This window comes from Micromonospora sp. WMMD882 (assembly GCF_027497255.1).
GTDB lineage: Bacteria > Actinomycetota > Actinomycetes > Mycobacteriales > Micromonosporaceae > Micromonospora.
Window position 1 is genome coordinate 3,642,250 of the sequence record NZ_CP114903.1, and the last position, 25,682, is coordinate 3,667,931.

General features: G+C 73.5%; 28 protein-coding genes and 1 tRNA gene. 11 read left to right on the forward strand and 18 right to left on the reverse strand.

Annotated features, from left to right (window positions below):
* The first annotated feature begins 6 nt into the window (after positions 1–6).
* From O7606_RS15120 to O7606_RS15140, 5 genes are all read left to right on the forward strand, one after another.
* Positions 7–468, forward strand: coding sequence for a very short patch repair endonuclease (locus tag O7606_RS15120; RefSeq protein ID WP_281599682.1), 462 nt, complete (start codon positions 7–9; stop codon positions 466–468).
* 157 nt (positions 469–625) lie between these two features.
* On the forward strand, positions 626–1,678 hold the full coding sequence (locus O7606_RS15125; protein ID WP_281599684.1) for a DNA cytosine methyltransferase: 1,053 nt from the start codon (positions 626–628) through the stop codon (positions 1,676–1,678).
* Positions 1,679–2,757: 1,079 nt separating this feature from the next.
* Positions 2,758–4,323 (forward strand): replication initiator, encoded by a 1,566-nt coding sequence (locus O7606_RS15130; protein ID WP_281594671.1) that lies wholly within the window; start codon positions 2,758–2,760, stop codon positions 4,321–4,323.
* A complete protein-coding gene (locus tag O7606_RS15135; protein WP_281594672.1) occupies positions 4,320–4,517 on the forward strand; it encodes an excisionase family DNA-binding protein in 198 nt (65 codons plus the stop codon). Before O7606_RS15130 ends, O7606_RS15135 begins: the two co-directional genes overlap by 4 nt.
* Positions 4,517–5,737 (forward strand): tyrosine-type recombinase/integrase, encoded by a 1,221-nt coding sequence (locus O7606_RS15140; RefSeq protein ID WP_281594673.1) that lies wholly within the window; start codon positions 4,517–4,519, stop codon positions 5,735–5,737. The genes O7606_RS15135 and O7606_RS15140 overlap by 1 nt, the downstream gene beginning before the upstream one ends.
* A 79-nt stretch (positions 5,738–5,816) precedes the next feature.
* Here the strand turns inward: O7606_RS15140 and O7606_RS15145 are convergent.
* From O7606_RS15145 to O7606_RS15170, 6 genes are all read right to left on the reverse strand, one after another.
* Positions 5,817–5,890, reverse strand: a tRNA-Ala gene (locus tag O7606_RS15145).
* Between the two features lie 182 nt (positions 5,891–6,072).
* Positions 6,073–6,957: a hypothetical protein gene (locus O7606_RS15150; protein ID WP_281594674.1), complete on the reverse strand. Its 885-nt coding sequence runs from the start codon at positions 6,955–6,957 to the stop codon at positions 6,073–6,075.
* Positions 6,958–7,142: 185 nt separating this feature from the next.
* Positions 7,143–7,787 carry a GNAT family protein gene (locus O7606_RS15155; RefSeq protein ID WP_281594675.1) on the reverse strand — a complete coding sequence of 215 codons (645 nt, stop codon included), beginning with the start codon at positions 7,785–7,787 and terminating at the stop codon, positions 7,143–7,145.
* 2 nt (positions 7,788–7,789) lie between these two features.
* A complete protein-coding gene (glp, locus tag O7606_RS15160) occupies positions 7,790–9,103 on the reverse strand; it encodes a gephyrin-like molybdotransferase Glp (protein ID WP_281594676.1) in 1,314 nt (437 codons plus the stop codon).
* On the reverse strand, positions 9,100–10,062 hold the full coding sequence (locus O7606_RS15165) for a UTP--glucose-1-phosphate uridylyltransferase (protein WP_281594677.1): 963 nt from the start codon (positions 10,060–10,062) through the stop codon (positions 9,100–9,102). The genes glp and O7606_RS15165 overlap by 4 nt, the downstream gene beginning before the upstream one ends.
* Before the next feature lie 9 nt (positions 10,063–10,071).
* Positions 10,072–12,306 carry a diguanylate cyclase gene (locus tag O7606_RS15170; RefSeq protein ID WP_281594678.1) on the reverse strand — a complete coding sequence of 745 codons (2,235 nt, stop codon included), beginning with the start codon at positions 12,304–12,306 and terminating at the stop codon, positions 10,072–10,074.
* Positions 12,307–12,389: 83 nt separating this feature from the next.
* Between O7606_RS15170 and O7606_RS15175 the strand changes: the two genes are divergently transcribed.
* Complete coding sequence (locus O7606_RS15175; RefSeq protein ID WP_281594679.1) at positions 12,390–13,043, forward strand: 5-formyltetrahydrofolate cyclo-ligase; 654 nt, start codon at positions 12,390–12,392, stop codon at positions 13,041–13,043.
* Between the two features lie 93 nt (positions 13,044–13,136).
* Positions 13,137–13,538, forward strand: a complete 402-nt coding sequence (locus tag O7606_RS15180; RefSeq protein WP_281594680.1) for an FmdB family zinc ribbon protein — start codon at positions 13,137–13,139, stop codon at positions 13,536–13,538.
* An 8-nt stretch (positions 13,539–13,546) separates the two neighbouring features.
* On the opposite strand, the gene O7606_RS15185 is transcribed toward O7606_RS15180, so the two are convergent.
* Positions 13,547–13,726, reverse strand: coding sequence for a hypothetical protein (locus tag O7606_RS15185; protein ID WP_281594681.1), 180 nt, complete (start codon positions 13,724–13,726; stop codon positions 13,547–13,549).
* 191 nt (positions 13,727–13,917) lie between these two features.
* Between O7606_RS15185 and O7606_RS15190 the strand changes: the two genes are divergently transcribed.
* A complete protein-coding gene (locus tag O7606_RS15190; RefSeq protein ID WP_281594682.1) occupies positions 13,918–14,277 on the forward strand; it encodes a hypothetical protein in 360 nt (119 codons plus the stop codon).
* A gap of 13 nt (positions 14,278–14,290) precedes the next feature.
* On the opposite strand, the gene O7606_RS15195 is transcribed toward O7606_RS15190, so the two are convergent.
* Positions 14,291–14,773 (reverse strand): DUF2231 domain-containing protein, encoded by a 483-nt coding sequence (locus tag O7606_RS15195; protein ID WP_281594683.1) that lies wholly within the window; start codon positions 14,771–14,773, stop codon positions 14,291–14,293.
* 180 nt (positions 14,774–14,953) lie between these two features.
* On the opposite strand from O7606_RS15195, the gene O7606_RS15200 reads away from it, so the two are divergent.
* Together O7606_RS15200 and O7606_RS15205 are read left to right on the forward strand one after the other, a co-directional pair.
* The gene (locus O7606_RS15200) at positions 14,954–15,382 is read left to right on the forward strand and encodes a Fur family transcriptional regulator (protein WP_281594684.1); all 429 of its coding nucleotides are present in this window, start codon (positions 14,954–14,956) and stop codon (positions 15,380–15,382) included.
* 96 nt (positions 15,383–15,478) lie between these two features.
* Complete coding sequence (locus tag O7606_RS15205) at positions 15,479–16,387, forward strand: oxygenase MpaB family protein (protein ID WP_281594685.1); 909 nt, start codon at positions 15,479–15,481, stop codon at positions 16,385–16,387.
* A 22-nt stretch (positions 16,388–16,409) separates the two neighbouring features.
* On the opposite strand, the gene O7606_RS15210 is transcribed toward O7606_RS15205, so the two are convergent.
* The 10 genes from O7606_RS15210 to O7606_RS15255 form a co-directional block, all read right to left on the reverse strand.
* Positions 16,410–17,234: a PD-(D/E)XK nuclease family protein gene (locus O7606_RS15210; protein WP_281599686.1), complete on the reverse strand. Its 825-nt coding sequence runs from the start codon at positions 17,232–17,234 to the stop codon at positions 16,410–16,412.
* 166 nt (positions 17,235–17,400) lie between these two features.
* The gene (locus tag O7606_RS15215; protein WP_281594686.1) at positions 17,401–18,015 is read right to left on the reverse strand and encodes a MarC family protein; all 615 of its coding nucleotides are present in this window, start codon (positions 18,013–18,015) and stop codon (positions 17,401–17,403) included.
* 40 nt (positions 18,016–18,055) lie between these two features.
* Positions 18,056–18,937, reverse strand: a complete 882-nt coding sequence (locus O7606_RS15220) for a PHP domain-containing protein (RefSeq protein ID WP_281594687.1) — start codon at positions 18,935–18,937, stop codon at positions 18,056–18,058.
* A 177-nt stretch (positions 18,938–19,114) separates the two neighbouring features.
* Positions 19,115–20,368, reverse strand: a complete 1,254-nt coding sequence (locus O7606_RS15225) for a hypothetical protein (RefSeq protein ID WP_281594688.1) — start codon at positions 20,366–20,368, stop codon at positions 19,115–19,117.
* Positions 20,365–21,180: a SigE family RNA polymerase sigma factor gene (locus O7606_RS15230; protein WP_281594689.1), complete on the reverse strand. Its 816-nt coding sequence runs from the start codon at positions 21,178–21,180 to the stop codon at positions 20,365–20,367. Before O7606_RS15230 ends, O7606_RS15225 begins: the two co-directional genes overlap by 4 nt.
* Positions 21,181–21,280: 100 nt before the next feature.
* Positions 21,281–22,132, reverse strand: a complete 852-nt coding sequence (locus O7606_RS15235; RefSeq protein WP_281594690.1) for a PH domain-containing protein — start codon at positions 22,130–22,132, stop codon at positions 21,281–21,283.
* Between the two features lie 6 nt (positions 22,133–22,138).
* Positions 22,139–22,297 carry a hypothetical protein gene (locus O7606_RS15240; protein ID WP_275033520.1) on the reverse strand — a complete coding sequence of 53 codons (159 nt, stop codon included), beginning with the start codon at positions 22,295–22,297 and terminating at the stop codon, positions 22,139–22,141.
* Positions 22,298–22,412: 115 nt separating this feature from the next.
* Positions 22,413–23,096: a DUF6758 family protein gene (locus O7606_RS15245; RefSeq protein ID WP_348651107.1), complete on the reverse strand. Its 684-nt coding sequence runs from the start codon at positions 23,094–23,096 to the stop codon at positions 22,413–22,415.
* Positions 23,097–23,205: 109 nt separating this feature from the next.
* Positions 23,206–23,826, reverse strand: a complete 621-nt coding sequence (locus tag O7606_RS15250) for an RNA methyltransferase (protein WP_281599690.1) — start codon at positions 23,824–23,826, stop codon at positions 23,206–23,208.
* 211 nt (positions 23,827–24,037) lie between these two features.
* A complete protein-coding gene (locus O7606_RS15255; RefSeq protein WP_281594691.1) occupies positions 24,038–24,586 on the reverse strand; it encodes a hypothetical protein in 549 nt (182 codons plus the stop codon).
* A gap of 648 nt (positions 24,587–25,234) precedes the next feature.
* On the opposite strand from O7606_RS15255, the gene trxA reads away from it, so the two are divergent.
* Positions 25,235–25,597, forward strand: coding sequence for a thioredoxin (trxA, locus tag O7606_RS15260; RefSeq protein ID WP_281594692.1), 363 nt, complete (start codon positions 25,235–25,237; stop codon positions 25,595–25,597).
* Positions 25,598–25,682: the final 85 nt, after the last annotated feature.

A 25,682-nucleotide genomic window follows, 5' to 3' on the forward strand; every position in this document is an offset into this window, starting at 1 on the left:
GCGAGAATGAAGCGCCAGCGACGCCGCGATACTAGCCCTGAGCTGGCAGTCCGCCAAGAACTCCACCGTGCCGGCCTTCGGTACCGCATTCATGTTCCCGTGCCCGGGATGGTTCGCCGCACGATGGATATCTGCTTTCCGAAAGCGAGATTATCTATCTTCATTGACGGCTGCTACTGGCATGGGTGTCCTGACCACGGCACGATGCCGAAGTCGAACTCGCAGTGGTGGGCACACAAGCTCGCTCGCAACCAGGAGCGTGATGCTGAAACCTCAGCTCACCTCAAGAGTCTTGGATGGACGGTGATGCGCTTCTGGTCCCACGAGTCACCGGATCGGGTTGCCGAAGTGGTCGGCGCTCACGTTCGAGGCGAGCACGCCCTTACTCAGAGTGAGCGCAGCAGCCTAAAGGCTGGTTCTCCGGTGGGCCCTGAGGTTACAAGCGCGCTGCGAGGCCAAGCCTGGTAGGTCTATAGGTCTACGCCAGGGTCGGCGAGCCCCGAGAAGAGCATCACTTCGAGCACAGCCCATCCCGCCCACTAAGCCGTTCGGCTAGACTCGCGCCGATGGCCCACCTCGCCCGTCGACCCGCAGCCAGTTTTCGTCTAGATTTGCTAGCATGGCGATGAGGATCAAGCGACTGTCTGCGATCGACCTATTCTGTGGGGTCGGCGGACTCTCTCATGGGCTTCGCGAGGCGGGGATCCGCGTCGCCGCTGGCTTCGACATCGATCCGAAGTGCAGGTATCCCTACGAAACGAACATCGGGGCTCAGTTCGTCGAGCAGGATGTACGCACGGTAACCAAGACGCAGCTCATGCGTCTGTGGGAGCCGCGCTCGATCAGACTCCTGGCTGGCTGTGCCCCTTGCCAGCCGTTCTCTTCCTATCGCCGAGGTCTCGACACCTCGACCGAAGAGCAGTGGCCCCTGCTAGGCGAGTTCGGCCGTTTGGTCCAAGAGGCTCGACCCCATGTCGTCACCATGGAGAATGTCCCTCGACTAGTCAGCGCAGGGATTTTCAAGGATTTCGTGCGTACCCTTGAGGACTGTGGCTACGAGGTATCCTATAAATCCTGTTACGGCCCAGAGTACGGATTACCTCAGCATCGGCGTCGTCTCGTACTTCTCGGCTCACGGATCGGTCGGATCGAAGTTCCGTCAGGAACTTATCGCGCCGGCGGCTTCACCACCGTGCGGGACGCAATATCCGGTCTAGAGCCGATTGAGTCCGGCGAAGTTGATGCGGATGATCCTCTGCACCGAAGCCGTAGGTTGACAGACATCAACCTAAAGAGAATAAGGGCTTCCCGGCCGGGAGGGACGTGGCACGACTGGCCTAGCGACCTCCGGTCTGAGTGTCACCGACGTGCATCGGGAGCGACTTTCAAGAACGTATATGCCAGGATGAGCTGGGACGAGCCGTCTCCCACAATCACGACAATGGCATACAACTTCGGCACCGGTCGCTTCGGGCATCCATCACAGGATCGGGCGATTAGTCTTCGAGAAGCAGCAATCCTGCAAGGTTTTCCTGCTTCGTACCGGTTTGTAGAGCCGGGTGGCAAGGTCGAATTCAATCCCCTTGGCAGGCTAATCGGTAACGCTGTTCCGCCAGTGATTGCAAAGGGCGTAGGTGAAGCGGTCATGACGCATCTTGGGGCTAGCGCCGACCGCTGACCGTGCAACGCCCAGTGAGCGGCTTTCCATCCCGTCTGCCGTCGGCCCGCCTTTTGGGGAGCGGGCGGCCGCCCGGCCCGCCACGTCAAGACGGCCTTGACGCACGGTCGGACGCTGGCGGGTCGGGCGGTGGTCTGCTCGGCTTGCCCGGGTCGATGGCAGGCGGGATGGCCTACCGCAAACACCCACGGACCGCGACCCGCCGGCGCAGCCCCGGCCATCCTGGAGCCGGAGCGCCCCCGCCGGAGGCGCAGTAACCGCCACCCCGCCACCGGCCCGGCAGCCGCCGACGCGGCCGGCGTGCGCTCCCCTACGCCGCGCGGTGCTCGCCGCGCGGCCCGGCCGGCTGCCGGCCCCACCACCCCACCGGGAAACGGCCTGTCGTCATGCGGCGGCCCACCGGGCTACCCGCCCTCCGCGCCAGCCGCCGGGCGTGTTGCGTGACCGGAGTCGGAGCGCCAGCGGAGCGACGGGCGCGCGCCCTGGCGGCGGCGCGTGCGGCCCGTTCAGGGCCGCCTTGATAGATGTACAGAAAGTCCTCCCACACCGCCCAGCAGCTCGGCCGGATCGCCTCCGGTCCGGGGTCACGGCGGGTTGACGTGTCGGTGCTCGGTGCTACCGTGGTCCTCGTCGAGCACACCAGCGCGGCCTTCCCGCCGGATCGCTGACCTCGACTTCAGAGTTGCCGAGCGGCCTTTCTGTCGCTGATGCAGGCCACGTCCCGCCGGCTCTCGATCGCACCGGCCGCCGTGCCGAATCCGGAATCCGCTGAGCGGCCCAGCACGGCCTTCCTGCCGTCCACGGTGGTCCGGATTTCGCGTACCTCGACGGGTGGGGATTGCCTGCGGCAACCTGCCGGAGCCGATGATCAGGCACCCACCCGTCCCGGCATCACACCACGATCAGCGGACCGGAAGGACCTATCCCACCGGCGGTCAGTGGCTCGGCCACGCTTCCGCCCTCCGGCGTGAGCCGCCCTCACCGGCGGTGCCAGGAGACACCACGAACACCACCAACGGACATCGCTCCGACGACCGGTGGCAGTTCGTATCCGTCCCTGCACCACCTGAGGAGAACCCGTGTCCACCCTGCTCACCCTGCAGCGTCCCGGCCCCGCCGCTTGCCGCGACGCCCAAGCCCTGCACCGGGCCGCTACGCCGGACTTCTTCGGCTGGCTGGAGCACACCCGCGCCGCCGCTGGCTGTACCCGACCGATCCGCCTGACCGGCACCCTCACGGCCGTCGAATCGACCACCGGCCGGGTAGTCGGGGAGCGGCACACCGATGAGCTGCCCGACCGGACGCTGTATAAGGCGTGCGGCAACCGCCGTGCCGCCCAGTGCCCCGACTGCGCCTGGGTCTACGCGGGCGACGCCTTCCAGGTCGTCCGCTGCGGTCTGACCGGCGGCAAGACCGTCCCCACCACGGTCGCCCGGCATCCGGTCGTCTTCGCCACCTTCACCGCGCCCTCGTTCGGCACGGTCCACCACCGGCACATCCCCCGGCACACCTGCACCGGCCGGCGGCGCTGCGACTGCCGCCCAGCGCCCTGCCACGCCCGCCGCACCGCCGGCACCTGCCCGCACGGGCAGCGCGCGGCCTGCTTCGCCCGGCACGACGCCGACGATCCGCAGCTCGGTCAGCCGCTGTGCCTGGACTGCTACGACCACGACCACCAGGTCACTTGGAACGCCTTCTCCGGCGAGCTGTGGCGGCGCACCAAGCAGGCCATCGAACGCCACCTCACCGCCCTGTGCCGCCGACGCGGCATCGGTGACGTCCAGGTCGTCACCGACTCCGGAAAGGTCCGCCAAGTGCCTCCAGTCCGGGTGTCACACGGGAAGGTCGCCGAGATGCAGCGCCGGGGCGCGGTGCATTTCCACGTCCTGCTCCGCCTCGACGGCGTCGACCCCCACGACCGGCACGCCCTCGTCCCACCGCCGGCAGGCATTACCGCCGACGACCTCGACGCCGCCGTGCACGCCGCCGCCCAGCAGATCACCGTCACCACCCCCGCCCACTCCGACCGGCCGCAAGGCTGGCAGGTCGCCTGGGGTGAGCAGGTCGATGTGCGCCACATCGGCACCGGCGACGGGAACGTGACCGACGGGAAGGTGGCCGCCTACCTGGCGAAGTACGCCACCAAGTCCACCGAGGTCACCGGCCACCGCTCCACCCGCCTCACCCTCGACACCGTCGACGGCTACGCCGACCCGGAAGGCGACCACCTGGCCCGGCTCATTGACGCCTGCTGGCGACTCGGCCGTCCCACCCCCACCCCGACCAGCAACACCGCCATCCCCACCGGCGGGCGTCAAGGCGACCTTGACAGCAAACCGAACCCCTATGCCGGGCTGCGGCGCTGGGCGCACATGCTCGGCTACGGCGGCCACTTCCTCACCAAGGCCCGCCGCTACTCGGTCACCTTCGCCCTGCTCCGCGACACCCGCGCCACCTACCGCCGCACCGAGCACGACGACACCGCCGACACCATCACCGTCGGCACCCTCGCCTTCACCGGCTCCGGCTGGCTGACCGACGGGGACGCCCTGCTCGCAAACACCGCCGCCGCCCACCACCGCGAACGCCGACGCATCGGCCGGGAAGAACTCGCCCACGAGACGTGGTCGGGGGTGGCGGCATGACCCGACCCCTCACCCCGCGCTGGTACTCCCCCGCCGAGGTCGCCGTGCTGCTCGGCTTCGGCCTGTCCAAGGTCAAGATGAAGATCGCCACCGGCGAGCTGCGCTCGATCAAGGACGGCAAGTACCGCCGGATCCTGCCCGAGTGGGTCGACGACTACGTCCGCGAGCAGGTCGAACGGCAGGAGGCCGCCTGATGCCCGGACGCACCCGCGCCAACGGCGAAGGCTCGATCTTCCCGTACCGCAACGGCTTCGCCGCGTACGTCTGGGTCACCAAGCCCGACGGCAAACGCACCCGCAAGTACGTCTACGGCCAGACCCGTGAAGCCGTCCACGACAAGTGGATCAAACTGCACCAGCAGGCCAAGGCCGGCCCGGTCGCCACCCGGGTTCCCACACTCGGCGGCTACCTCGACTCCTGGCTCCGTGACGTCGTCGAACCGAACCTGGCCCCCGCCACGGCGGCCAACTACGACATGTTCGTCCGACTCTACATCGCCCCTGAGCTGGGCTCTCGACGCCTCGACAAGCTCACCGTGCGCGAGGTGCAGACCTGGCTGAACAGGCTTCGGGCCGCCTGCCAGTGCTGCCTACAGGGCAAGGACGCCGCCCGCCCCGAGGGCAAGCGGAAGTGCTGCGCCGTCGGCCGCTGCTGCCAACGCGCCGTCTCCGAACGCACCGCCCGCGACGCCTGGACAACGCTGCGGGCAGCGCTCAACAACGCCGTCCGCGACGAGCTGCTGACCCGCAACCCGGCCGCGCTGCTCCGGGTCGCCAAGCCCCGCCCGCGCAAGACCCGACCGTGGTCCGTCGACGAGGTACGCCAGTTCCTGGAGTCGGCCCGCGCCGAGGGTGACCCGCTCTACGCCGCGTACGTGCTGATCCTGGTCCTCGGGCTGCGCCGGGGTGAAGTGCTGGGCCTGCGCTGGGAGGACGTCGACCTAGCCGCCGGAGAGCTGGCGGTGGCCTACCAGCTCCAGCGGATCCGCCGACAACTACTGCACCGGGAGACCAAGACCGAATCGTCGGACGCGACCCTGCCCTTACCCGCCATCTGCGCCACCGCCCTCCGCTCCCGCCGCGAAGGTCAGCAGCGGCACCGCGAGCACGCCGGGCGAGCCTGGCAGGAGACCGGCCTGGTCTTCACCACCCGGCTTGGTACCCCGGTCGAGCCGAGGAACTTCCACCGGGAGTTCAAGACCCGCTGCCGCAAGGCCGGCGTCCGGGAGATCTCGGTGCACACCACCCGACGTACCTGCGCGTCCCTGCTCGTGGCCCTCGACGTACACCCCCGGGTCACCATGCAGATCCTCCGGCACAGCCAGATCGCCGTGACCATGAACATCTACAGCGAGGCCACCTCGGCAGCGACCCAAGCCGCGCTCAAGCGCCTCGGCGAGCAGTTCGGCACCTGAGCGCCGTTGCTGTACTCCGCTGCTGTACAAGATCGAAAAAGGCCGTCTCCGACGGGCGGAAACGGCCTTTGAACTGGGGTGGAGCTGAGGGGATTTGAACCCCTGACCCCCTCGATGCGAACGAGGTGCGCTACCGGTCTGCGCCACAGCCCCTCCGCCGGCGAACCGGCTTCGGTCCCACCCGGCTTTCACCGGGCGGGCCGGCGACAAGGCTAACAGCTCCCCCGCCTCCGACGCGAATCGCCCCGCCCGTCCCGTTGATCGTGGTGGCGAACGCCCCCGGGAGGGCCGAAAGCCACCACGATCAACGGGCTCACCGAGCAGCGGCGGGACGGTCAGCGGCCGGACTGGTAGGGGCGGCCGCGCAGGCCACCCGTACGGCGGTAGGAGACCGAGCCGCCGCCGGCGGCCGGGCGCAGCTCGTCCGGGCGGTCGAGGCCCATGGCGGTACGGCGGACCGCCTCGCGTTGGGCCGCCAGGCGGCGCTGCTGTTCCCGACGGGCCTCCGCCCGACGGGCCTGTTCCCGGCGTACCTCGGCCTGCCGGGCGGCCAGCCAGGCGGCCTCCCGGGCCCGGGCCCGCCGCCGCCGGCGCTCGGCCACCGCCCGGGAGCGCAGGTGCGCCATGTACACCACCAGCAGGGCGCCGGTGACCGAGACGCTGATCCAGAATCCGGGGCCCACCACGATCACGCCGACCAGCTCGACGAAGTTGAGCAGCACCAGGGCGGCCAGCACCCGGCGGCGGCGGTAGACGGCCGGGGTGTGCTGCCGGCGCTTCGGCGGCCGGCGTCGGGCGGTCCGGCCGGCGCCGGACGAGACGGCCCGCAGCCGGCCCCGGCGGCGACCGGGACCACCCGGGGAGGCCGCCCCGGCGGACCCGGACCCGGCGGGCCCGGAAGGCCCGGCAGCAGAGGACCCGACAGCGGACGGCCCGGCGCCCGACGAGGCAGAGGCAGCCCCGGGCCCGGCGCCGGTCGCGGCGGAAGCGGAGGAGGGAGCGGCGTCGGCGGTGAGGGTGACGACGAGGGTGCGGGGCGGGCGGACCGGGCGGCGGCCGGGGACAGTACGCCGGCGCCGACGGCGCTGGAGCACCCGCGCCGTCGACTGCGCCCGCTCCGCCACCAGCCGTTCCGTGGCGTCGTACCGGCGGACGAGGGCCGGGGCGAGGGCCAGCAGGCCGGCGGCGGCGAGGACGGCGAGGAGCACCGAGGTCGGCACCCTCACCCCTCCCGTCGCCGAAGTTCGGACAGTCGCGCGCCGGCCGCAGGATTGTCGACCGGGCGCCCCCCGTTCCGCCGATCATGCGGCCACCGCAGCGCTTGCCACAGCTTGCAGTCACCTGAGGTTACGGGTGACCAGCCAGGATGGCGCCGCGCCGCGCCGGATCACCACCGGCGGGACGGCTATCCGGTGGTGGCGCGCAGCCGGTGCCAGCGGGCCAGCAGACCGCCCTCGGCGGCCACCTCCTCGCTGGTCAAGGCGTACCCGATGTGGTCCCGCCACGCTCCGTCGATGTGCATGTACCGGGGGTGGTAGGCCTCCTCACGGAAGCCGAGCTTCTCGACCACCCGGCGGGACGGCCTGTTCTCCGGGCGGATGTTGACCTCGATCCGGTGCAGGCCACCCGGCCCGAAGGCGTGGTCCACGGCGAGCGCCAGCGCGGTCGGGATGACCCCGCGACCGGCCGTCCGGCCGTCCACCCAGTAGCCGGCGTACCCGGAGCAGAACGCCCGGCGCACGATGTTGCCGATGTTCAGGTGCCCGACCAGGCGTTCCGGCCCGTCGTCGGCGCGCAGGCACACCGCGAACGGCATGCCCTCGCCGCGTCGGGCGGTGCGTCGCTGGTCGCGGTGGACGTAGCGGAACGCGATCGGCGAGTTCGTCTCGTCCCAGCGGCCCGGGAGCACCGACTCCCAGGGGGCCAGCCAGGCCCGGTTGGCGCGGCGGATCTCCGACCAGGCCGCCGCGTCGGAACGCCGGTACGGCCGCAGCAGCACCGGCCCGTCGGCGAGCACGACCGGCCAGCCGGGAACACTACCGAAGAACACCGTCACCGCCTCCGGTCCAGCAGCAGCACGTCCACCGTGGAGCCGGCCGCCGCGGTGGTCACCCGCTCGCCGAGCACCAGCAGGCCGTTCGCCTCGGCCAGCCCCGAGAGGGTACGCGGTCCGCCCGCGAGGGGTTGCACGGTGTACCCGCCGCCGCGCCGTTCGGCCACGTGGGCGGGACGGAACTCGCGCAGCCCCCCGGGGGACGTGACGGTCTCCAGCAGGTGCGCCCGGACGCTCGGCCGGAACACCGGCTCCGCCCCGGCCAGCAGGTTGATCGCCGGACGGGCCAGCACCTCGAAGCCGATCATGGCCGCGCCGGGCTCGCCGGGCAGGCAGACCACCGGCACCTCCTCCGCCCCGACCGTGCCGAAGCCGAGCGCCGTACCCGGGTAGAGGGCGACCTCGGTGAAGGTGACCGGCCCGGCGCGGCCCCCGTCGCGGCGGGTGAGGACCCGGCGGACCATGTCGCCCGGCCCGGTGCCGGTGCCGCCGGTGGTGATGATCAGGTCGGCCCGGAGGGTCTGGTCCTCCAGCAGGCCGCGCAGCGCCTCCGGGTCGTCGTCGCAGATCCCCACCCGGTACGCGAGCGCGCCCACCTCGGCGGCGGCGGCGGTCAACGCGTGCGAGTTGGCGTCCACCACCTGGCCGGGCTGGCTGCCCCGGCCCACGTCGACCAGCTCGTCACCGGTGGCCACGATGACCACCCGGGGGCTGGGCCGGACCACCACGTGCCCGAGGCCGGTGGCGGCGAACACCGCCACCAGCGCCGGTGAGACGTACGTGCCGGCGCGGGCGAGCAGGGTGCCGGCGGGCAGCTCGTCCCCGGCGCGGCGGAGCCCGTACCCGCGTTTGGGGACGCGGTAGATCTCCACGGCGGCCATGCCCTGGTCGGTCCACTCCACCGGCACCACCACGTCGGCGGTGACCGGCAGCGGGGCCCCGGCCGCCACCGAGAAGCAGGCGTTCGGGGTGAGCCGGACCGGCCGCCAACTGGCCGCGCCGAGGTCACCGACCACGTTCAGCCGGACGGTGCGACCGCCCGGTGAGCCGCCGTGGCCCGAGGCGTACCCGGCGTTGCGGGCCGCGGCGGCGATGTCGTCCCAGCGGGCCGCGTACCCGTCCACGGCCGCCTGGTCGAACGCCGGGTACGCGTGCGGCGCGACGACGTCCTCGGCGAGGACGTTGCCGTACGCCTGGGTGAGGTCGAGGTCGAGCGGAGGCAGCGCGCGTAACCTGCGCAGCACGCTGCCCAGGTAGTCGGCGAGCGGCGTCAACTCGTTCGCGGCCGCCTCGGCGTCGGCCGTCGCGGTCATGTATTAGGACCGCCCGACGCGTCGGAGGCGACGAACTCGCCCAGCCAGGCGCGGAACTCCTTGCCGAGGTCCTCCCGCTCGCAGGCGAGCTGGACGACGGTCTGGAGGTAGCCGAGCGGCATGCCGGTGTCGTAGCGGGTGCCCCGGTAGACGATGGCGTGCACCGGTGTGCCCTCGCCGCGCAGCAGCTCCATCGCGTCGGTCAACTGGATCTCGCCGCCGCTGCCCGGCCCGGTACGGCGGATCGCGTCGAAGATCGTGCCGGGCAGCACGTACCGGCCGAGGACGGCGAGGTTGCTCGGGGCGTCCTCCGGCTTGGGCTTCTCCACCATGCCGGTCACCTTGACGACCTCGCCGATGTCGGTGAGCTCCGCCTCGGCCGGCTCCACCGAGGCGATGCCGTACCGCTTGGTCTCGGCGGGGTCGACCTCGAAGAAGGCCAGCACGATGCCGCCGGTGCGGGCCTGGAGCTCCAGCATGGCCGGCAGCAGCGGCTCGGTCGGCTTGACGAACTCGTCGCCGAGCAGCACCGCGAACGGCTGGTCGCCGACGTGCGCCTCGGCGTACCCGACGGCGTGGCCCAGACCGAGCTGCTCCGGCTGCCGTACGGTGTAGATGTCGGCCAGCTCGCCGGGGCGTCTGACGGCGGCCAGCCGTTCCTCGTCGCCCTTGGCCTCCAGCCGGGCCTCCAGGTCCGGCCGGCGGTCGAAGTGGTCGACCATCGAGGTCTTGCCCCGGCCGGTGATCAGCAGGACGTCGTCGATGCCGGCCTGGGCGGCCTCCTCGACGATGTACTGCAACACCGGCCGGTCGACCACCGGCAGCAGCTCCTTGGGCACCGCCTTGGTCGCGGGCAGAAACCGGGTGGCCAGACCGGCGGCCGGGATGACAGCCTTGACCGCCCGGGACCGGCCGGTCGAGGTGGGCGCCGTTGAAGGGTTCGCGCGATGCTCCGACATGTCGCGAGACTATCGGCCACAGCCCTGTCGCGGCGGGTGTGGCCCGGAAGACGCGCCGCCGCCGGCCGCGTGAGAAACGCCTCCACCGGCCCCGGCTGCGGCCCCGTTCGGCGTGTGTTCGACTGGACCGGTGTGGGCGCCCGCCCGGGGCAGCCCGTCGTCCGGTGGGGCCGCCCCCGGCTGCACGGGGATCTCCTCGGTCGCCGGCCGGGCCGGCGCCGCCGCCATCCGGTACGTGTCCCGCCCGCCCGCCTTGGCCGCGTACAACGCGTCGTCGGCCGCGTCCAGCACCTGCTGCCCGGCGCCGGCGTGGTCGGGATAGACGGCGATGCCCACCGAGACGGTCACCGGGATGCGCAGCGGGCCGCCCCCGGGCGGCCCGGAGTGCGACTCGGCGAGGATCGGATGGTCCCGGACGGCCGCGCCGAGCCGTTCGGCCACGATCGTCGCGCCCCGGGCGTCGGTCTCCGGCAGCAGCAGCACGAACTCCTCCCCACCGGACCGGAACGCCAGGTCCACCTCGCGGATCTCGGCGCGTACCCGGTGCGCGAACTCGACGAGCACCGCGTCGCCGACCGCGTGCCCGTACGTGTCGTTGACCGTCTTGAACCTGTCCAGGTCGAGGGCGAGGACGCTGAGCATCCGGCCGAACCGGCTGGCCCGTTCCACCTCCCGCCGGATCGACTCGCGCAGGTAGCGGTAGTTCCACAGGCCGGTGAGCGGGTCGGTCAGCGACAGCCGTTGCGCCTCCTCGTGCACCCGGACGTTCTCCACCGCGACCGCCGCGTCGCCGGCGAACGTCCGCAGGGTCACCAGGTCGCCGTCGTCGAACTCGTCGACGCCCAGCCGGTCGTAGAGGACCAGCACGCCCAGCGTCCCGCCCGGCTCGGTCCCGCCGCCGTCGGTCTGGCCCGCCCCGGCGGGCGCGGCGAACGGCACCGCGACGTACGTGTGGCCGTGCGGCTCGCCCGGTGGCGTCGTCCCCGGCTCGATCCGGCCGCGCCGGGGCTCGCCGGTGGCGGCCACCCCGCCGATGACGCCGACGCCGACCGGCACCCGCAGCGCCGCCGGCTCCGGCCGGACGGCCTCCGCCGGCCACCGGCCGTCGAAGCCGGCCACACATTGTCCGACCAGGGCGCCGCCCTCCTCCACCAGCAGCACCGCGCCGGCCTGCGCCCCGGTGGCGGCGAGCGCGCTGTGCAGGATGACCCGCAGGATGCGGTCCAGGTCGTGGGTGCTGGCCAGGGTGTCGCCGAGCACCGACAGGTGACCGCGCAACTGGTCCCGGCTGCTGGTCAGCGCGGTCACGTACGACCGGGTCTCCCGGGTCATCCGGTTGAACGCGGCGGCCAGCCGCCCGATCTCGTCGGCCGCCCGCACCGGCACCCGGGTCGTCAGGTCGCCCCCGGCGACCCGGTCGGCCGCGTGGGCCAGCTCCACCAGCGGCCGGGTGGTGACCCGGGCCAGCCGCCAGGCGGTGAGCACGGCGAGCAGCCCGGCGAGGAGCACCGCGGCGACCAGTCCGGCGTACCGGCCGGGGGGTGGGCCGTCGCCGGCGGAGAGCACCAACGGCAGCGGCTGGCCGGGGGCCGGGCCGACCCGGCGGACCTGCCGTCCGCCGCCGGCGCTGGTGATCCGGTCGTCTCCGGCGGGGGCGACGGCGGCCAGCACCTCGTCGCGTACCCCCGGGTCCTCGGTGGTCTGGGCGATGCCGGCGGGACCGGCCAGCAGGGTGACCTCGACGCCGGTGACGGCGGCCAGCCGCGCGACGAACCCGGGGTCGACGGCCTGGACCGCGGCGACCCGGCCCAGGGCGACGCCGGTCGGGTCGCGCAGCTCCACCTCGACGGTGAGCGCCCGGACCGTCCCGTCGTTGGTGGGCCCGGGGCCGACGCAGTCCGCCCAGGGGCGGGGCGGGGCGTCCGGGGTGGCCTGCACCGACCGGCCGGTGGCGTCGGTGACCAGCACGGCGGCGGCGAGCCCCCGACGGACCACCTGGGCGGCGGCCTCGGCGCGGGCGGCCGGGTCGGCGCCGCTGAGCGCGACCGCGTCGGCGGCGGCCCGGAGCTGCTGGCAGAGGGCGTCGACGGAGGTGCGGACCGCCCCGGCGGCCAGGCCGAGGCGTTCGGCGGACCGCTGGTGGTCGACGGTGGCCAGGGTGGTGGCGACGAAGAACGCCCCGAGCAGGACCGGACCCAGCACCACCGCGAGGAAGGCTGCGGTCAGTCGCCCGCGTAGCGTCACGCTTCCCCCCGGAAGTTCCACGCCCGATGCTGCGATGCTTACACAGCGACACCAGTAGACAGCCGTTGCGTCAGGAGTGTTGCGTGACAGATTTTTCTGATGGAGCGGAAGAGCCGCGTGATTCCTCCGGCGCGCCCGGGGATTCCGCCGGGTCGAAGCGCGGACGCCGGGTCGCGTCGCTCGCCCGCCGCCGGGCGCTCACCGCCGCCGAGCGGACCGCCGCCGCGACCGCCGTCGCGGGCACGCTCGTCGATCTAGTACGCCGGCTGCGGCCCCGCCGGATGACCGGGTACGTGCCGGTGGGCGCCGAGCCGGGCGGGGCCGACCTGCCGGAGCTGCTCCGGGCGGCGCTGCCGCCGGACGCGGAGCTGCTGCTGCCGGTGCTCCGGGCCGACCTGGACCTCGACTGGGCCGGGTACACCGGCCCGGAGGCGCTGGTCGTGGCCGGTCGGGGGATGCGGGAGCCGGCCGGGCCCCGGCTCGGCCGGGCGGCGGTGGCCGGGGCGGAGCTGGTGGTGGTGCCGGCGCTCGCGGTGGACCGGCGCGGGCTGCGGCTGGGGCGCGGCGGCGGCTCGTACGACCGGGCGCTGGCCCGGCTGCCCGCCGACGCCTGGACGGTCGCCCTGCTGCACGACGGGGAGCTGGTCGACGGGCTGCTGCCCGCCGAGCCGCACGACCGTCCGGTCCGCGCGGCGATCACGCCGACCGGCGGGTTGCGGGAATTGACGGGGGCTTGACCACTACGGCTGGACGAACCCGGGTCGAATGGCGCACCATTGGCACTCGAACAGGTCGAGTGCCAAGAGGCCGTGCCAGATCCGGAGGAGAACGTGCCTACGTACCAGTACGCCTGCACCGCGTGCGGCAATCAGCTTGAGGCGGTGCAGTCCTTCTCCGACGAGCCGCTGACCGAGTGCCCGGCGTGTACGGGGCGGCTGCGCAAGGTGTTCAACTCGGTCGGCATCGTCTTCAAGGGCTCCGGCTTCTACCGCACCGACTCGCGGACGTCCGGGGCCGAGCCGCTGACCGGCGGCAAGTCGGGCAAGTCCGAGTCGTCCTCCGGTGCCACGTCGTCGTCGGGATCGGGCTCGTCGGACTCGTCCGGGTCGGGCTCGTCGGCGGGGTCGACCGGCTCCGGCGCCTCGTCCTCCGGTGGGTCCTCGTCCGGTGGGTCCTCGTCGGCTGGTGGCTCGTCGTCGGCCAAGGCTCCGGCCGGCAGCGCCTCCTCCTGACCGACCGGTCAGTCCCAGTGCGGGGGGCGCTCGGCCAGCAGACGGTCGTCGTTGTCACCGACCCGCTCACCCCAACCCCGGTCGGTGTCGTCGACGGTCTGCTCGGGCAGCACCACGAAGTCGTCGCTCAGGTCGACGGTGCGATCGTCGTCGCCGGGGGCGCGTACGGTCAGGTCCTCCGTGCTCACGGCGCAGAGCCTAGCCGAGCCGTGGTCCGTGCGCCCAGCGCCAGGGTGGCGCCCCGCCACCACCCTCGGGCCGCCACGGCCGTCGCCGCCAGGGCGGCGTCCGGCGGCCGGAAGGCGCGCGTCGCCCACGGACGGCGGGCGCCTCGCGCCCGGGCCACGGTCCACGGGTCGGGCCGGTAGCGTCGGACGACGTGACGACGTCCCACGGCTCCGACGACGACCACTGGCGACGGCCGCCGGCCGGCGGGCCCCCGCCGCCACCGGCCGAGCCGCAGCCACCGTCGGCCATGCCGCCGCCGCAGCCGGCCATGCCGCCGCAGCCCAGCGGCGGCGGCTACGCCGGTCCCCCGCCGACCACGCCGCCACCACCCGACTGGCGGCCCCCCGTGCACCTGCAACCCCCGCCGCCGCGCCGGCTCCCGGCCCAGGACGCGGACGCGCTGGACGCAGCCGAGACCCGCGCCCAACACGTCACCTACGGTCTCGCGGGGGTCGCCGGGCTGGTGCTGCTGGTGGTGATCTGCGCGGTCTGCGCCCGCACCCTGCTCTGACGGGTCGGTCCGCTCAGAGCACGCCGGTCCAGACGGCCCGCGCGCCCGACTCACCGGTCAGGTAGACGTAGACGACCGCGAATCCGGCCAGCACGATCACCACCCCGGTCGCCACCGTCGCCACCCACCCGGGCAGCCCCGACACCCCGGGCCGCCCACTGGTCAACGCGAGCAGCACGAGCGCCGCCACGGCGAGCGCCAGGGTGACCCACTGCAGCAGCTCACCGTACTCGGCGTGGGCCTCGACCTGGGAAAGGATCTGCGGCGGGTAGCCGCGCTCGCGGAGCGCCGCCTCGAACGCCTCACCGGACTCGGTCGCCACCCAGGCCAGCACCGGCGTCACCACGGCGAGCACGCCCACCGCCCAGCCGAGGCGGCCACGCCAGCGGGGCAGCAGCCCGTAGGCGACGGCCAGCAACGCCAGCAGCGGCACGAACACCACGACCGCGTGCACGACCAGGACGTGCCCGGGCAACCCATCGATCTTTTCGAACACCGCCACCTCCGCTGGGGCTCCGGCCGAGCGGTCAGCGTACGACGCCGCCGCCTCTCGTCCGGATACACGCGCCCGAACGCCCACCGGTTCGGTCCACGACGTCGGACACCGGCCGTGGTCGATGCCACGAGGGTCCGAAGGGCGGTTGTCGGGCCTGCTCCGCCGTGCTGTGATTGATTCATGTCCAGCCCCGAGGAGCTGCTCCGGTCGAGAGGCCTACGGGTGACCCGGCCACGTCTGGCCGTGCTGGAGGTGCTCGCCGGCGGTGGGCACCTCGACGTCGAGGAGATCACCCGACAGGTCCGTGAACGGCTCGACTCCGTCTCCGTCCAGGCCGTCTACGACGTCCTCGGCGCGCTCTCCCGGGCCGGGCTGTCCCGCCGGATCGAGCCGGCCGGCAGCCCCGCCCGGTTCGAGGCCCGCGCCGGCGACAACCACCACCACGTGGTGTGCCGGGGCTGCGGCGAGATCTCCGACATCGACTGCGCGGTGGGCCGCGCCCCCTGCCTCGACCCGGGCGTGGCCCACGGCTTCGAGGTGGACGAGGCGGAGGTGACCTTCTGGGGTCTGTGCCCCGGCTGTCAATCCCGGCGCTCCGGCGACGCCTGACCGGAGGCCGCCCGCCCCGGGGCCGCCGGCTCGTACCCTCCCGCCCGGGACCGTCGGCCGGCGGAGCTGCCGCGGCCGGCGTGGCACTCTTGGGCGATGGACTCCGACGACCTCGGCCTGTTCGGTCCCGGCTCGGTCACCTGGCGGGTGCACGAGGAGCCGGTGCTGCTCGTCGCCGGCCTGCGGGCGCTCTACCTCCAGGCCCTGCACCCCCGGGCCATGGCCGGGGTCGCGCAGAACAGCAACTACCGCCACGACGCCTGGGGTCGCCTGCTCCGGACGGCCACCTACGTGGCCACCACGGTCTACGGCACCAGCGCCGAGGCGGAACAGGCCGGCAGCCGGCTGCGGGCCCTGCACGCGCGGCTGTCGGCGGTCGACCCCGCCAGCGGCGAACGGTTCCGCGTCGACGAGCCGGACCTGCTGCGCTGGGTGCACGTCACCGAGGTCGAGTCGTTCGTCAGCACCGCCCGGCGGGCCGGACTCGGATTGACCGCCGACGAGGTGGACGGCTACTACACCGAGCAGCGCCGGGCGGCGGCCCTGGTGGGGCTGGACCCGGCCACCGTGCCGGGCACCGCGGCCGAGATCGACGCGTACTACCGGCGGATCCGGCCCGAGCTGCGGATGACCCGCGAGGCGGCGGAGACCGCGGTCTTCCTCACCGCCCCGCCGCTGCCGTGGAAACTCAGCCTGCCGGCGCGGCTCGGCGTCACCCTGGGCCCGCCCCGGTGGGCGTATCTCGGCATCGCCGGCACCGCGCTGGGTCTGCTGCCGCCCTGGGCCCAGCGGCTCTACGGCGGGTTGGGCCTGCCCACCACCGCGCTCTCCGCCCAGGTGGGCGTGCGGGCCCTCCGGCTGGCGCTCGCCACCGTGCCGCGACGCTACCTGGAGGGGCCGATCATCCATGCCGCGAAGGCCCGCGCCGCCCGGCACGCCGCAGCCCAGCCCACACCGCCCGCCCGGCAGGGCCAGGAGACGCCCGCCCGGTCCGGGCCCGCCTAGGCACGCTGCCGGCCCCGGGTCGTCAGCCGACGAGGCGTTCCACGGCGGCCCAGGGCTCGTGACCGGGCGTCTCGGCCCCGGCCGGGCAGACCCGCCGGAAGTCACACCAGCCGCAGCGCACGCCGGGGGTGGTCGGGAAGGCGTCGTCCGGGTCGACCCCCTCGCCGACCGCCCGCTCGGCGGCCATGACGTCCCGCGCGGTGTCCTCGGCCCGGCCGACCTGACGGGCCAGCGACTCGACGGTGTGCTCGTGCGCGGCGACCGTGCCGGTCGGCAGGTGGTGCAGCTCGACCCGGCGGCACGGCCGGCGGAACACCCGCTCGGCGGCGTACGCGTACAGCGCCAGCGCCTGGGAGCCCCGGGCGTCGTCGGCGTCCTGCCCGGCACGGCCGGTCTTGTAGTCGACGATGACCAGCTCCGGGCCCTGCGGGCCGGGGCGGGAGTCGATCCGGTCGGTGCGGCCGTTGAACGCCAGCACGGCCGTCTTCACCGCCACCACCCGCTCGACCCCGACCGGCTCGACCGCCGGGTCGAGGGTGTCGACGTACGCCTCCAGCCAGGACAACGCCTGGCGGTAGGCGGCGCGCTCCTGCGCGTCGTCCCGGTAGCCGTCCCGGACCCAGGTGCCCTTGAGCAGCCCGGCCAGGGCCTCCGGTCGCCGCCGGTCGGCGGGCAGCGCGTACCAGCTCTTGAGGGCGGTGTGCACGCTCGCGCCGAGCGAGTTGTGCGCCCACGGCGGCCCCTTCGGCGGCGCCGGCCGGTCGACGTAGGAGTAGCGGTAGCGGCGCGGACAGTCGGCGTACGCGCCGAGCTTGCTGGGGGTGCAGACGAACAGCCGCTCCGGCATGCCCTCGAAGCCGAGCTGCTCGGGCTGTGCCCCGGGCTGTCGCCCGCCACGGGGCCGGGGCGGGCGGCCGGAGCCGGCGGAGCGGTCGGAGGGTCGTCCGGCAGGGGAGGGTCGTCGCACACCGCGATCCTGCCATCCCGGTACGACTATCCGGGAACGCGGCTTTCTACAGCAGGTCGGCGTAATGGGTGACGAACGCGGCGATCGCGTCGGCGATGAGCTGGACGGCGATCGCGGCCAGCAGCAGGCCGGCGATCCGGGTGAGCACCTCGATCCCGCCGGGGCGCAGGACCTTGACGATCCCGCCGGAGAACCGCAGCACCACCCACACCGTGACCATCACCGCGACGATGGCGGCGGCGATCGCGGTCACGTCGGCGATCCCGTCGGACTGCTGCACGAAGAGCATCGTCGCCACGATCGCGCCGGGGCCGGCCAGCAGCGGCGTGCCCAGCGGCACCAGGGCGATGTTCGAGGTGGCCTGCTGGCTCGGATCGTCCGTCTTGCCGGTGAGCAGCTCCAGGGCGACCAGGATCAGCAGCAGCCCACCGGCGGCCTGGAGCGCGGGCAGGTCCACGTGCAGGTAGTCGAGCAGGGTCTGCCCGGCCACCGCGAAGATCACGATGACGAGGAGGGCCAGCGCCACCGCCTGCCAGGCCGCCCGGTTGCGTTCCCGGGCCGGCAACGGGCCGGTGAGCGCGAGGAAGATCGGCATCATGCCCGGCGGGTCGGTGATGACCAGCAGGGTCACGAAGACCTCTCCGAACAGCTTGACATCCACCCGCCCACCGTAACGACGCCGCCAGCAGGCAGAACGCGGGTCACCCCGAAGCGACCGGGCTCACCCCCCGGGCCTGCGCGACGATCCGCCCGTACGCCCCGGGATCGGTCGTGAAAGCCCCCAGCCCGACGGTCTTGTGGCTGCCGTGGAAGTCGGACGAGCCGGTGACGAGCAGGCCGAGGTGCTCGGCCAGAGCCCGGACGTGGGCCCGCTCGGCCGGTGAGTGGTCCTCGTGGTCGGCCTCCAACCCGGCCAGCCCGACCGCGGCCAACTCCACGATCAGCCCGTCCGGCACGATCCGGCCGCGTCGGCTGGCCCTAGGATGCGCGAACACCGGCACCCCTCCGGCCGCCCGGACCAGCTCCACCGCCCGGAACACGTCGATGTCGTCCTTGGGCAGCCGGTACCGCTCCCCCAGCCACCGCGCGCCGAACGCCTCGGCGGTGGTCGCCACCAGCCCGGCCCGGATCAGCGCCGCCGCGATGTGCGGCCGACCGACCGTGCCCCCGTCGGCGGCGGCGTGGATCTCCGCCCAGCTCACGTCGACCCCGTCGGCCCGCAGCAGCTCGACGATCCGCTCGCCCCGGACCTCCCGGGCGGCCCGGACCCGGGCCAGCTCGGCGGCCAGCTCCGGCTCGGCCGGGTCGAACAGGTACGCCAGCAGGTGCAGGGGCACCGCAGGCTGCTCCCCGTGCCACCGGCAGGAGAGCTCCGCGCCCCGGATCAGGGTGAGCCCCGGCGGGAGCGCGCGGCGGGCCGGCTCCCAACCGGCGGTGGTGTCGTGGTCGGTGATGGCCACCACGTCGAGCCCCGCGTCGGCGGCGGCCCGGACCAGCTCCGCCGGGGTCAGCGTGCCGTCGCTGGCGGTGGAGTGGGCGTGCAGGTCGATCCGCGGGGGCGCGGACGCGGGACGCGGGTGCATCGCCCGACGTTACCCGCCGCCGCCACGCCACGTCCCCCGCGTGGCACGCGAGCAGGCGGGCCGGGCCGGCTGCCGACGGACCGGACGGGCGAGCGACGGGCGGACGGGCGGGCGGGCGGGCCGACACCGACCAGTCCGCGCGACCGGCAGCGGGCCGGGGTCGGAGAGGCGCGACGGTCAGAGGCTCGGTCGGGTGAGGAGCACCGGGCGGACGCCTGCGGGCAGGTCGGTCAGCGTCGTGGTGGTGGGCTGCTCGGCGGGGCGGTCGGGCCGGAGCCGCACCAGGGACCCGGTGGTGGGATACACCGCCTCGTCGTCGAGCCACGCCGGCTCACCGGTCGCCGCCGGGCCCAGCGCCCGGACCGACGGCTTCGCGCCGAAGGCGGTCCGCAGGTCGACCAGGAGAGCCACCCCCTCGGGCGGCGAGGACGGGTCGGGTGCGCCGTTCACCAGCAACCACCGCCCGTCCGGGGACACCGAGGCGGGGCCGTCGGCGGTCAGGGGGACCCCGCAGCCGGTGGTGACGGGCGCGAGGCCCCGGGCCGGGTCGAGCAGGGCCAGACACGGCCGGGACGACGACCCGGTGGTGACCCGGGCGACCAGCCGCCCGTCGGGCAGCCGGCCGGGCACGTCGAGGATCGACCGGTCCGTCCCGGCGAGGAACGGGCCCCCGTCCGGCTGCCAGAGGACGAAACCGGGCCGGTCGGGGCGGACCCGGATCAGCACGGCGTCGTCCACGAAACCGACCGGGGTGACCGACTCCGGCGTCGTCGTCCGCAACGGCGGCAGGAGTTGGCCGCTGGAGATCGCGGCGACGAAGAGCCGGCCGCCCTCCCGCCAGGCCAGTCGCCCGCCGTCCGGGGCCACCGCCACGGCGTCCGCCCCGGCGAGCAGGACCCGGAAGGCGCCGTCGGCGGCGACGTACCAGACGGTGCGCCCGGCCGCGGAGGGGGTGCCGACCAGCAGCCAGCCGCCGCCGGCCAGCGGCACGCCCCGGTCGACGGGGCCGACCCCGCCCAGGTCGGTGCGCCGGCCCTCGACGACGAGCTGCGCGCCGGCGATCAGCGACACCCCGGCGAACGCCGGCCCGGGCAGCGGCCCGGCCGGCGGTGACGGCGCGGTGGTGGTCGGCCCGACCGGGTCACCGATCATCACGACCGGGTTGGCGTAGCGGGCCGGGCTTGTCTGGAACTGGGCCATTCCGGCGCTGACCGTCACCACCGCGACCGCCGCCAACGCCACCCCGGTCAGGGTGCGGCGGCGTTGCGTCCGCTGGGCCCGACGTATCGCCAGCCCGGCCCGGTCGGCGGCCGGCGACCGGGACGCGGCGACCTGGTGGGTCAGGGTCTCCCGCAGCGCCTGTTCCAAGTCCTGTTCGGCCACAGCGTGTGGACGCGTCGAACCGCCCCGCAGGTTGTCGGAGGAGGTCACCGGGACTCCCCGGAACCGGTGGTGGCCGACAGCGGAGCGGGCCGCGGCCCGGCCAGCGCGGTCGGGGCCGGACGCGACTCCACCTGCTCGGGACGGCCGCCGACCGGGTCACCGGTGAGCGGGCCACCGGCGTACGGGTCGCGGTTGGCCGGCGGGGCAGCCGGGGTACGTCGGGTCGTCCGCCCGCCGCTGGGCCGAACCGGTCGCCCCGCCTCGCCGCCCGCGGTGGCGGCAGCAGACCCGGACGCGGGCAGCGGGGCGGGCCTGGCGGAGGCGGGCGCGGCGGAGGTGGGCGCGGCGTCGGGCAGCTCCAGGGCGGCCTCGGCCCCGAGGCGGCGGCGCAGCGTGTTCAACGCCCGGGAGGTCTGGCTCTTCACCGTCCCCGGGGAGATGTCGAGCAACGCCGCCGTCTGGGCCTCGGAGAGATCCTCGTAGTACCGCAGCACCAGCACCGCCCGCTGCCGGGCCGGCAGGGCGCGCAGGTGCCGCCAGAGAACGTCCCGGTCGAGCTGCTGCTCGATCTCGTCGTCCGCGGCCCGCTCGGGCAGCACCTCGGTGGGACGTTCACCGTGCCAGCGCCGCCGCCACCAACTGGTCGAGGTGTTGACCAGCACCCGCCGGGCGTACGGCTCGACGGCGTCGATCCCGCCGTGCCGTTTCCAGGCCAGGTAGGTCTTGGTCAACGCGGTCTGGAGCAGATCCTCGGCGGTGGCCCAGTCCCCGGCGAGCAGGTAGGCGGTACGCAGCAGGGCGCCGGACCGGGCCGCGACGAACTCGCGGAACTCGTCTTCCAGGCTGTCCCTGCCGGCCACCGCATCCCTCCCGCCCTCCTGTGTGGCAGGTTGCCACGGTCGACAGACCCGAGTCGACGGCGAACAGGTGCGTGTTCCTCCGATGAACGGACGAAAACTTTCAGGCGCCGTCGTCGGCTTTCGCCTCGTCGGCTTCCTTGCCCAGCCGGGCCTCCACCGCCTGCGGCTCGTACATCTCCTCGACGACCCGCAGGTAGAGCTCGTTCGGGTTGGGGAGATTCTTGATCTCGCGGAGGGCCTGGTCCTGGCCGGCGGACTCCAGCACGAAGGTGCCGTAGTTGAGGGCCCGGCCGGTGGGCGTCTGCTCGTACTTCATGTCGGTGACCCGGGCCAGCGGCATCATCGCGACCTTGCGGGTGATGATGCCGTTGACCACCATCACCCGTTTGTTGGTCAGGATGAAGCGGTCGAACCACCAGTCCGCGACCTTCCACGCGACCCAGCCCATCACCGCGAACCAGAGCAGCACGGCGATGGTGGTCAGCGCGCCGACGTCCTGCCCGGCGAGGAAACCGGAGAGGTAGCCGAGGACGAAGGTGGCGGCCACCCCGACCAGGATCGGTGTGGTGAGGTGGATCCAGTGCCGTTTCCACTCGCCCCGGTAGCGTTCGGTGGGGAAGAGGTAACGGGCCACCAGCGAGCTGGGCTCGTCCTCCAGGGGGAGCACCCGGCGGGGCACATTACCGGCGGCGTCCGCCCGGAGACCGGCCAGCTCGTCGTCGCTGAAGACGGGCGCCTGGTACTCGGGCTCCGGATTCCGCGCCCAGCCACGGCCGGAGCGTCCGTCGTCCGGGTAGCCCGGATCGTCCGGATAGGACGACCGGTCGCCAGGCCCCGGGCCGTAGCCCGTCGGGTCGTCGTCCCGGTAGCGAGGGATCGGCTCCGTGTCGCGTTCCCGGCGCTCCCGGTCGGGGTCGTCGGGGTCGGGGGGCGGGCCGGAGGGGCTTCCCATCGGCGGCTAGGCGACGAGGTTGGTGAAGAAGTCGCCGAAGCCCTGCGCGATGTCCATGATGCCGCCACCCAACGACTTGACGACGTCGGCGGCGGAGTTGGGTCGGAAAGCCACAAAGAAGATCAAAAATGCGACTCCGGCCCAGGTGAGGACCTTCTTGACCATGACGGGCCCATCCTCTCGCGCGGTGCCGGGTCCGATGCCGCAGCGGCACCCAGAGTATCAGTCGGGTGTCGTACGGTGAATACTGCGTCTGTTCTCCGACATTCCGGCGACTTTGTCAAGCCCTGCCGTGCAGATATGGAGAGGGCGCACCGTACACGAGCTCGGGGGGCGTCCACTCGGTCAGGTCGTAGAGCACGACATGTTCCGCGAGGAGGTGACCCGCGCTCGCCGGCCAGGCTATCGCATGAAGCCACATTCCCCGAGCCTCGCCGGCGTACGCGCTGCGGTCCGTCGAGGAGTTCACCAGCCACAGTGGAGTCGGGTGCCCGCCGACCCGGATCTTGGCGGTGGCGACGTGCTCGGGGTGCCCCGGCCCCGGGTCGGTCAGCGCCTCGGTGAGCTGCGGGCCCGGATCCGGGCCGGTGAGGCCGGCCAGCCGGGTGCCGAGCCCCACCCCGGGCTCCTCCGCCACGAAGACCACGTCGGCCGGGCCGCCGCCGAGCGGGGCGGGACCGGCGCAGGCCACCACGGTGGCGCGCACCCCGGTCCGGTCGTCCCCGGCCCAGCCGACCCCGGTCAGCGTCCAGCCCGGCGGCAGCGGCCAGGGGCACCAGATGGGGGTCGCCGGGACGCCGTCGCCCCCGCCGGTGGCGATCCGCTCCACCACGCTCGCCACGATGTCCGGGCCGATGTGCTCGGGCACGTGCAACGGCGGAACGGGACCACAGGCCAGACAACGCGACTCGCTGTGCATCAGGTCCGGCCCCCGTACCGACCCGCCACACCGCGGACAGCTCACCGAAACACTCATATCCACACCGTCACCCCCGAAGGCGGTGCAGTCAAGCGGACCGGCCTTTTCGGTCAGTTCTGGCGTACGACCAGCGGACGAGCGGACGAACCGCAGGTCAGGCGGGGGGTGGCCCGGCGTGGGCGCGGATCCACGCGTGCATCGCGATACCGCTGGCCACCCCGGCGTTGATCGACCGGGTCGAGCCGTACTGGGCGATCGAGAAGAGCTGCCCGCACGCGGCGCGGGCCGGCCCGGAGAGCCCCGGCCCCTCCTGCCCGAACAGCAGCACGCACCGGCGCGGCAGCGTGGTGGTCTCCAGTGGCCGGCAGCCTGGGAGGTTGTCGATGCCGACCAGGGGCAGGCGCTGGCCGGCCGCCCAGGCGACGAACTCCTCGATCGTCTCGTGGTGCCGGACGTGCTGGTACCGGTCGGTCACCATCGCGCCCCGCCGGTTCCACCGACGCCGCCCGACGATGTGCACCTCGGCGGCGAGGAACGCGTTGGCGTTACGGACCACGGTGCCGATGTTCAGGTCGTGCTGCCAGTTCTCGATCGCCACATGGAAGTCGTGCCGCCGGTGGTCCAGGTCCGCGACGACGGCCTCCCGCCGCCAGTAGCGGTACCGGTCGACCACGTTGCGCCGGTCACCCGCGGCGAGCAGCTCCGGGTCGTACCGCGGGTCGTCGGGCGGGTCTCCGGGCCACGGCCCCACGCCCACGTCCGGACCCACGCCCACGTCGAGCTGCTCACCGGTCACGCTGCCCGAGCCTACGGCGACCGTCCCGGCCCCCGCGCCCGGGTCACGCCCGCTGTAGCTGGTGTCCTCGCCGGCCGCCGTCGCGTCCCGGCCCCCGCGCCCGGATCACGCCTGCCCCTGGCGGATCGAGGCTGCTGGCGACCGGCGCCCCGGACCGTCCGTGGCGCCCGCCGGACCAGCGTGGGCCGGATCAGCGTAGGCCGAGGGCGCCGACCAGCCCGTCGAGGAAGCGCTGGTCCACCGGGGTCGCCGCCGCGCTGCCGGCCTCGGCCCGGCAGGTCCGGACGGCGATCGACTGCGCCCACTGCCGGTACGCGGCCGAGTCCGCCGGGTCGGCCCGGCGACGGAGCACCCGGGTCGCGGTCCGGCAGTCGGTCAGCACGTCGACCGGATCGACCTGGCCCGGGCCGGACCGGGACGGTCGCACCCGGACCCGCCGGATCCGGCGCGCGGCGGTGGACGGGGTGGACGACTCGTCGTGCCGGGCGTAGATCGCGGCGACCACGGCACGCACCAGGTCGCTGTCGAAGGCCCGGCCGGCGGCCACCGCCTCCAGGCCGGCGAGTCCGGCGACGACGCCCCGGGGGAGCCGCCCCGGCACCGGCGTGGTGGCCGCGACGACGATCCGGCCGGGCAGGCGGGTGAGCAGGTCCCACTCGGTGGTGGAGTAGGCGGCGGTAAGCGGCGCGACCCGACGGCCGGCGGCGGCGGGTGGTTCTCCGGCGAGGGAGTGGCTCATCGGAACCTCCGCCGTCAGCATATGCCCGGCCCGGCGCGGCCGGCTCGCGGACCACCCGGTACGCGGACGACGGCCCGGCGCCCAGCGGACGACGGCGCAGCGTTCAGCGGACGACGGTCCAGCGTCCGCCGTGCCGTGGCCGGGCGGACCCGCGAGAATCTGGTCGACCCGGCGGTGGAGTTCCGCTCACCACCCGGGCGTCGAACGTCGAGGCAGGTGGAGAAGGGTCTGGACGCAATGAGCGGCGGGGCCCTCCCCGGCACCCGCCGCCCACGCTCTGATGGGAGAGATTCTGCCCCATCGGATGTAACACGGGACAGAGACGCAAGTCACAGTTATCTTTTCGTTACATAACAGAAAGTGATGGAGATCCACTTGTGGAGCGATCTCCGCAGGTAGCGTCCCTGCATGTCAGGGTGGATGCAGCAGGCCGCCGGGCCACACTGACGTCGATCTCCTTGGAATCGCTCCCATCACCGCAGGTCACGCAAGTGCAGGATGCAAGTTCGGCACCCACAGCGATAGTTAACAGACGTGTTTCGATGTGAACCGCACCGGTCCGGTGTTTCGCTCCGACCCCTTCGGGAATTCGGAGCGACCCCACCCGGTTCCACCTGGCGTACGTGATCCCGCTGATCGGAGACTCGAATGGCAACCGTTGAGCTGACCACCACGAACTTCGACGAGGTGACCAGCCGGGACGGCACCGTCCTGGTCGACTTCTGGGCCGACTGGTGCGGCCCCTGCAAGCGGTTCGCTCCGGTCTACGAGCGTTCGTCCGAAAAGCACCCGGAGATCGTCTTCGGCAAGGTCGACACCGAGGCCCAGCAGGCGCTGGCCGCCAAGTTCGACATCCGCTCGATCCCGACGATCATGGCGATCCGCGACGGCGTGATCGTGTTCGCCCAGCCCGGCGCCCTCCCGGAGTCGGCCCTGGAGAACCTGATCGAGCAGGTCGAAGGCCTGGACATGGACGACGTCCGCAAGAAGCTCGCCGAACACCAGCACTGAGCGCCGCGCCCGACCCGCGCGGCGGCGCCGCGCGGCGGGCGACCCGACGCTCGACAACCCAGACGTGACGGCTCCGGCCGGGCGC

Coding starts and splice junctions, on each gene's coding strand:
- O7606_RS15165 (WP_281594677.1), bottom strand. CDS start 10,062: ATGTCGGAGCATCGCGCGAACCCTTCAACGGCGCCCACCTCGACCGGC.
- O7606_RS15255 (WP_281594691.1), bottom strand. CDS start 24,586: ATGAGCCACTCCCTCGCCGGAGAACCACCCGCCGCCGCCGGCCGTCGG.
- O7606_RS15200 (WP_281594684.1), top strand. CDS start 14,954: ATGTCCAGCCCCGAGGAGCTGCTCCGGTCGAGAGGCCTACGGGTGACC.
- O7606_RS15235 (WP_281594690.1), bottom strand. CDS start 22,132: ATGGGAAGCCCCTCCGGCCCGCCCCCCGACCCCGACGACCCCGACCGG.
- O7606_RS15210 (WP_281599686.1), bottom strand. CDS start 17,234: ATGCCGGAGCGGCTGTTCGTCTGCACCCCCAGCAAGCTCGGCGCGTAC.
- O7606_RS15140 (WP_281594673.1), top strand. CDS start 4,517: ATGCCCGGACGCACCCGCGCCAACGGCGAAGGCTCGATCTTCCCGTAC.
- O7606_RS15240 (WP_275033520.1), bottom strand. CDS start 22,297: ATGGTCAAGAAGGTCCTCACCTGGGCCGGAGTCGCATTTTTGATCTTC.
- O7606_RS15135 (WP_281594672.1), top strand. CDS start 4,320: ATGACCCGACCCCTCACCCCGCGCTGGTACTCCCCCGCCGAGGTCGCC.
- O7606_RS15205 (WP_281594685.1), top strand. CDS start 15,479: ATGGACTCCGACGACCTCGGCCTGTTCGGTCCCGGCTCGGTCACCTGG.
- O7606_RS15125 (WP_281599684.1), top strand. CDS start 626: ATGAGGATCAAGCGACTGTCTGCGATCGACCTATTCTGTGGGGTCGGC.
- O7606_RS15120 (WP_281599682.1), top strand. CDS start 7: ATGAAGCGCCAGCGACGCCGCGATACTAGCCCTGAGCTGGCAGTCCGC.
- O7606_RS15220 (WP_281594687.1), bottom strand. CDS start 18,937: ATGCACCCGCGTCCCGCGTCCGCGCCCCCGCGGATCGACCTGCACGCC.
- trxA (WP_281594692.1), top strand. CDS start 25,235: ATGGCAACCGTTGAGCTGACCACCACGAACTTCGACGAGGTGACCAGC.
- glp (WP_281594676.1), bottom strand. CDS start 9,103: ATGACCGCGACGGCCGACGCCGAGGCGGCCGCGAACGAGTTGACGCCG.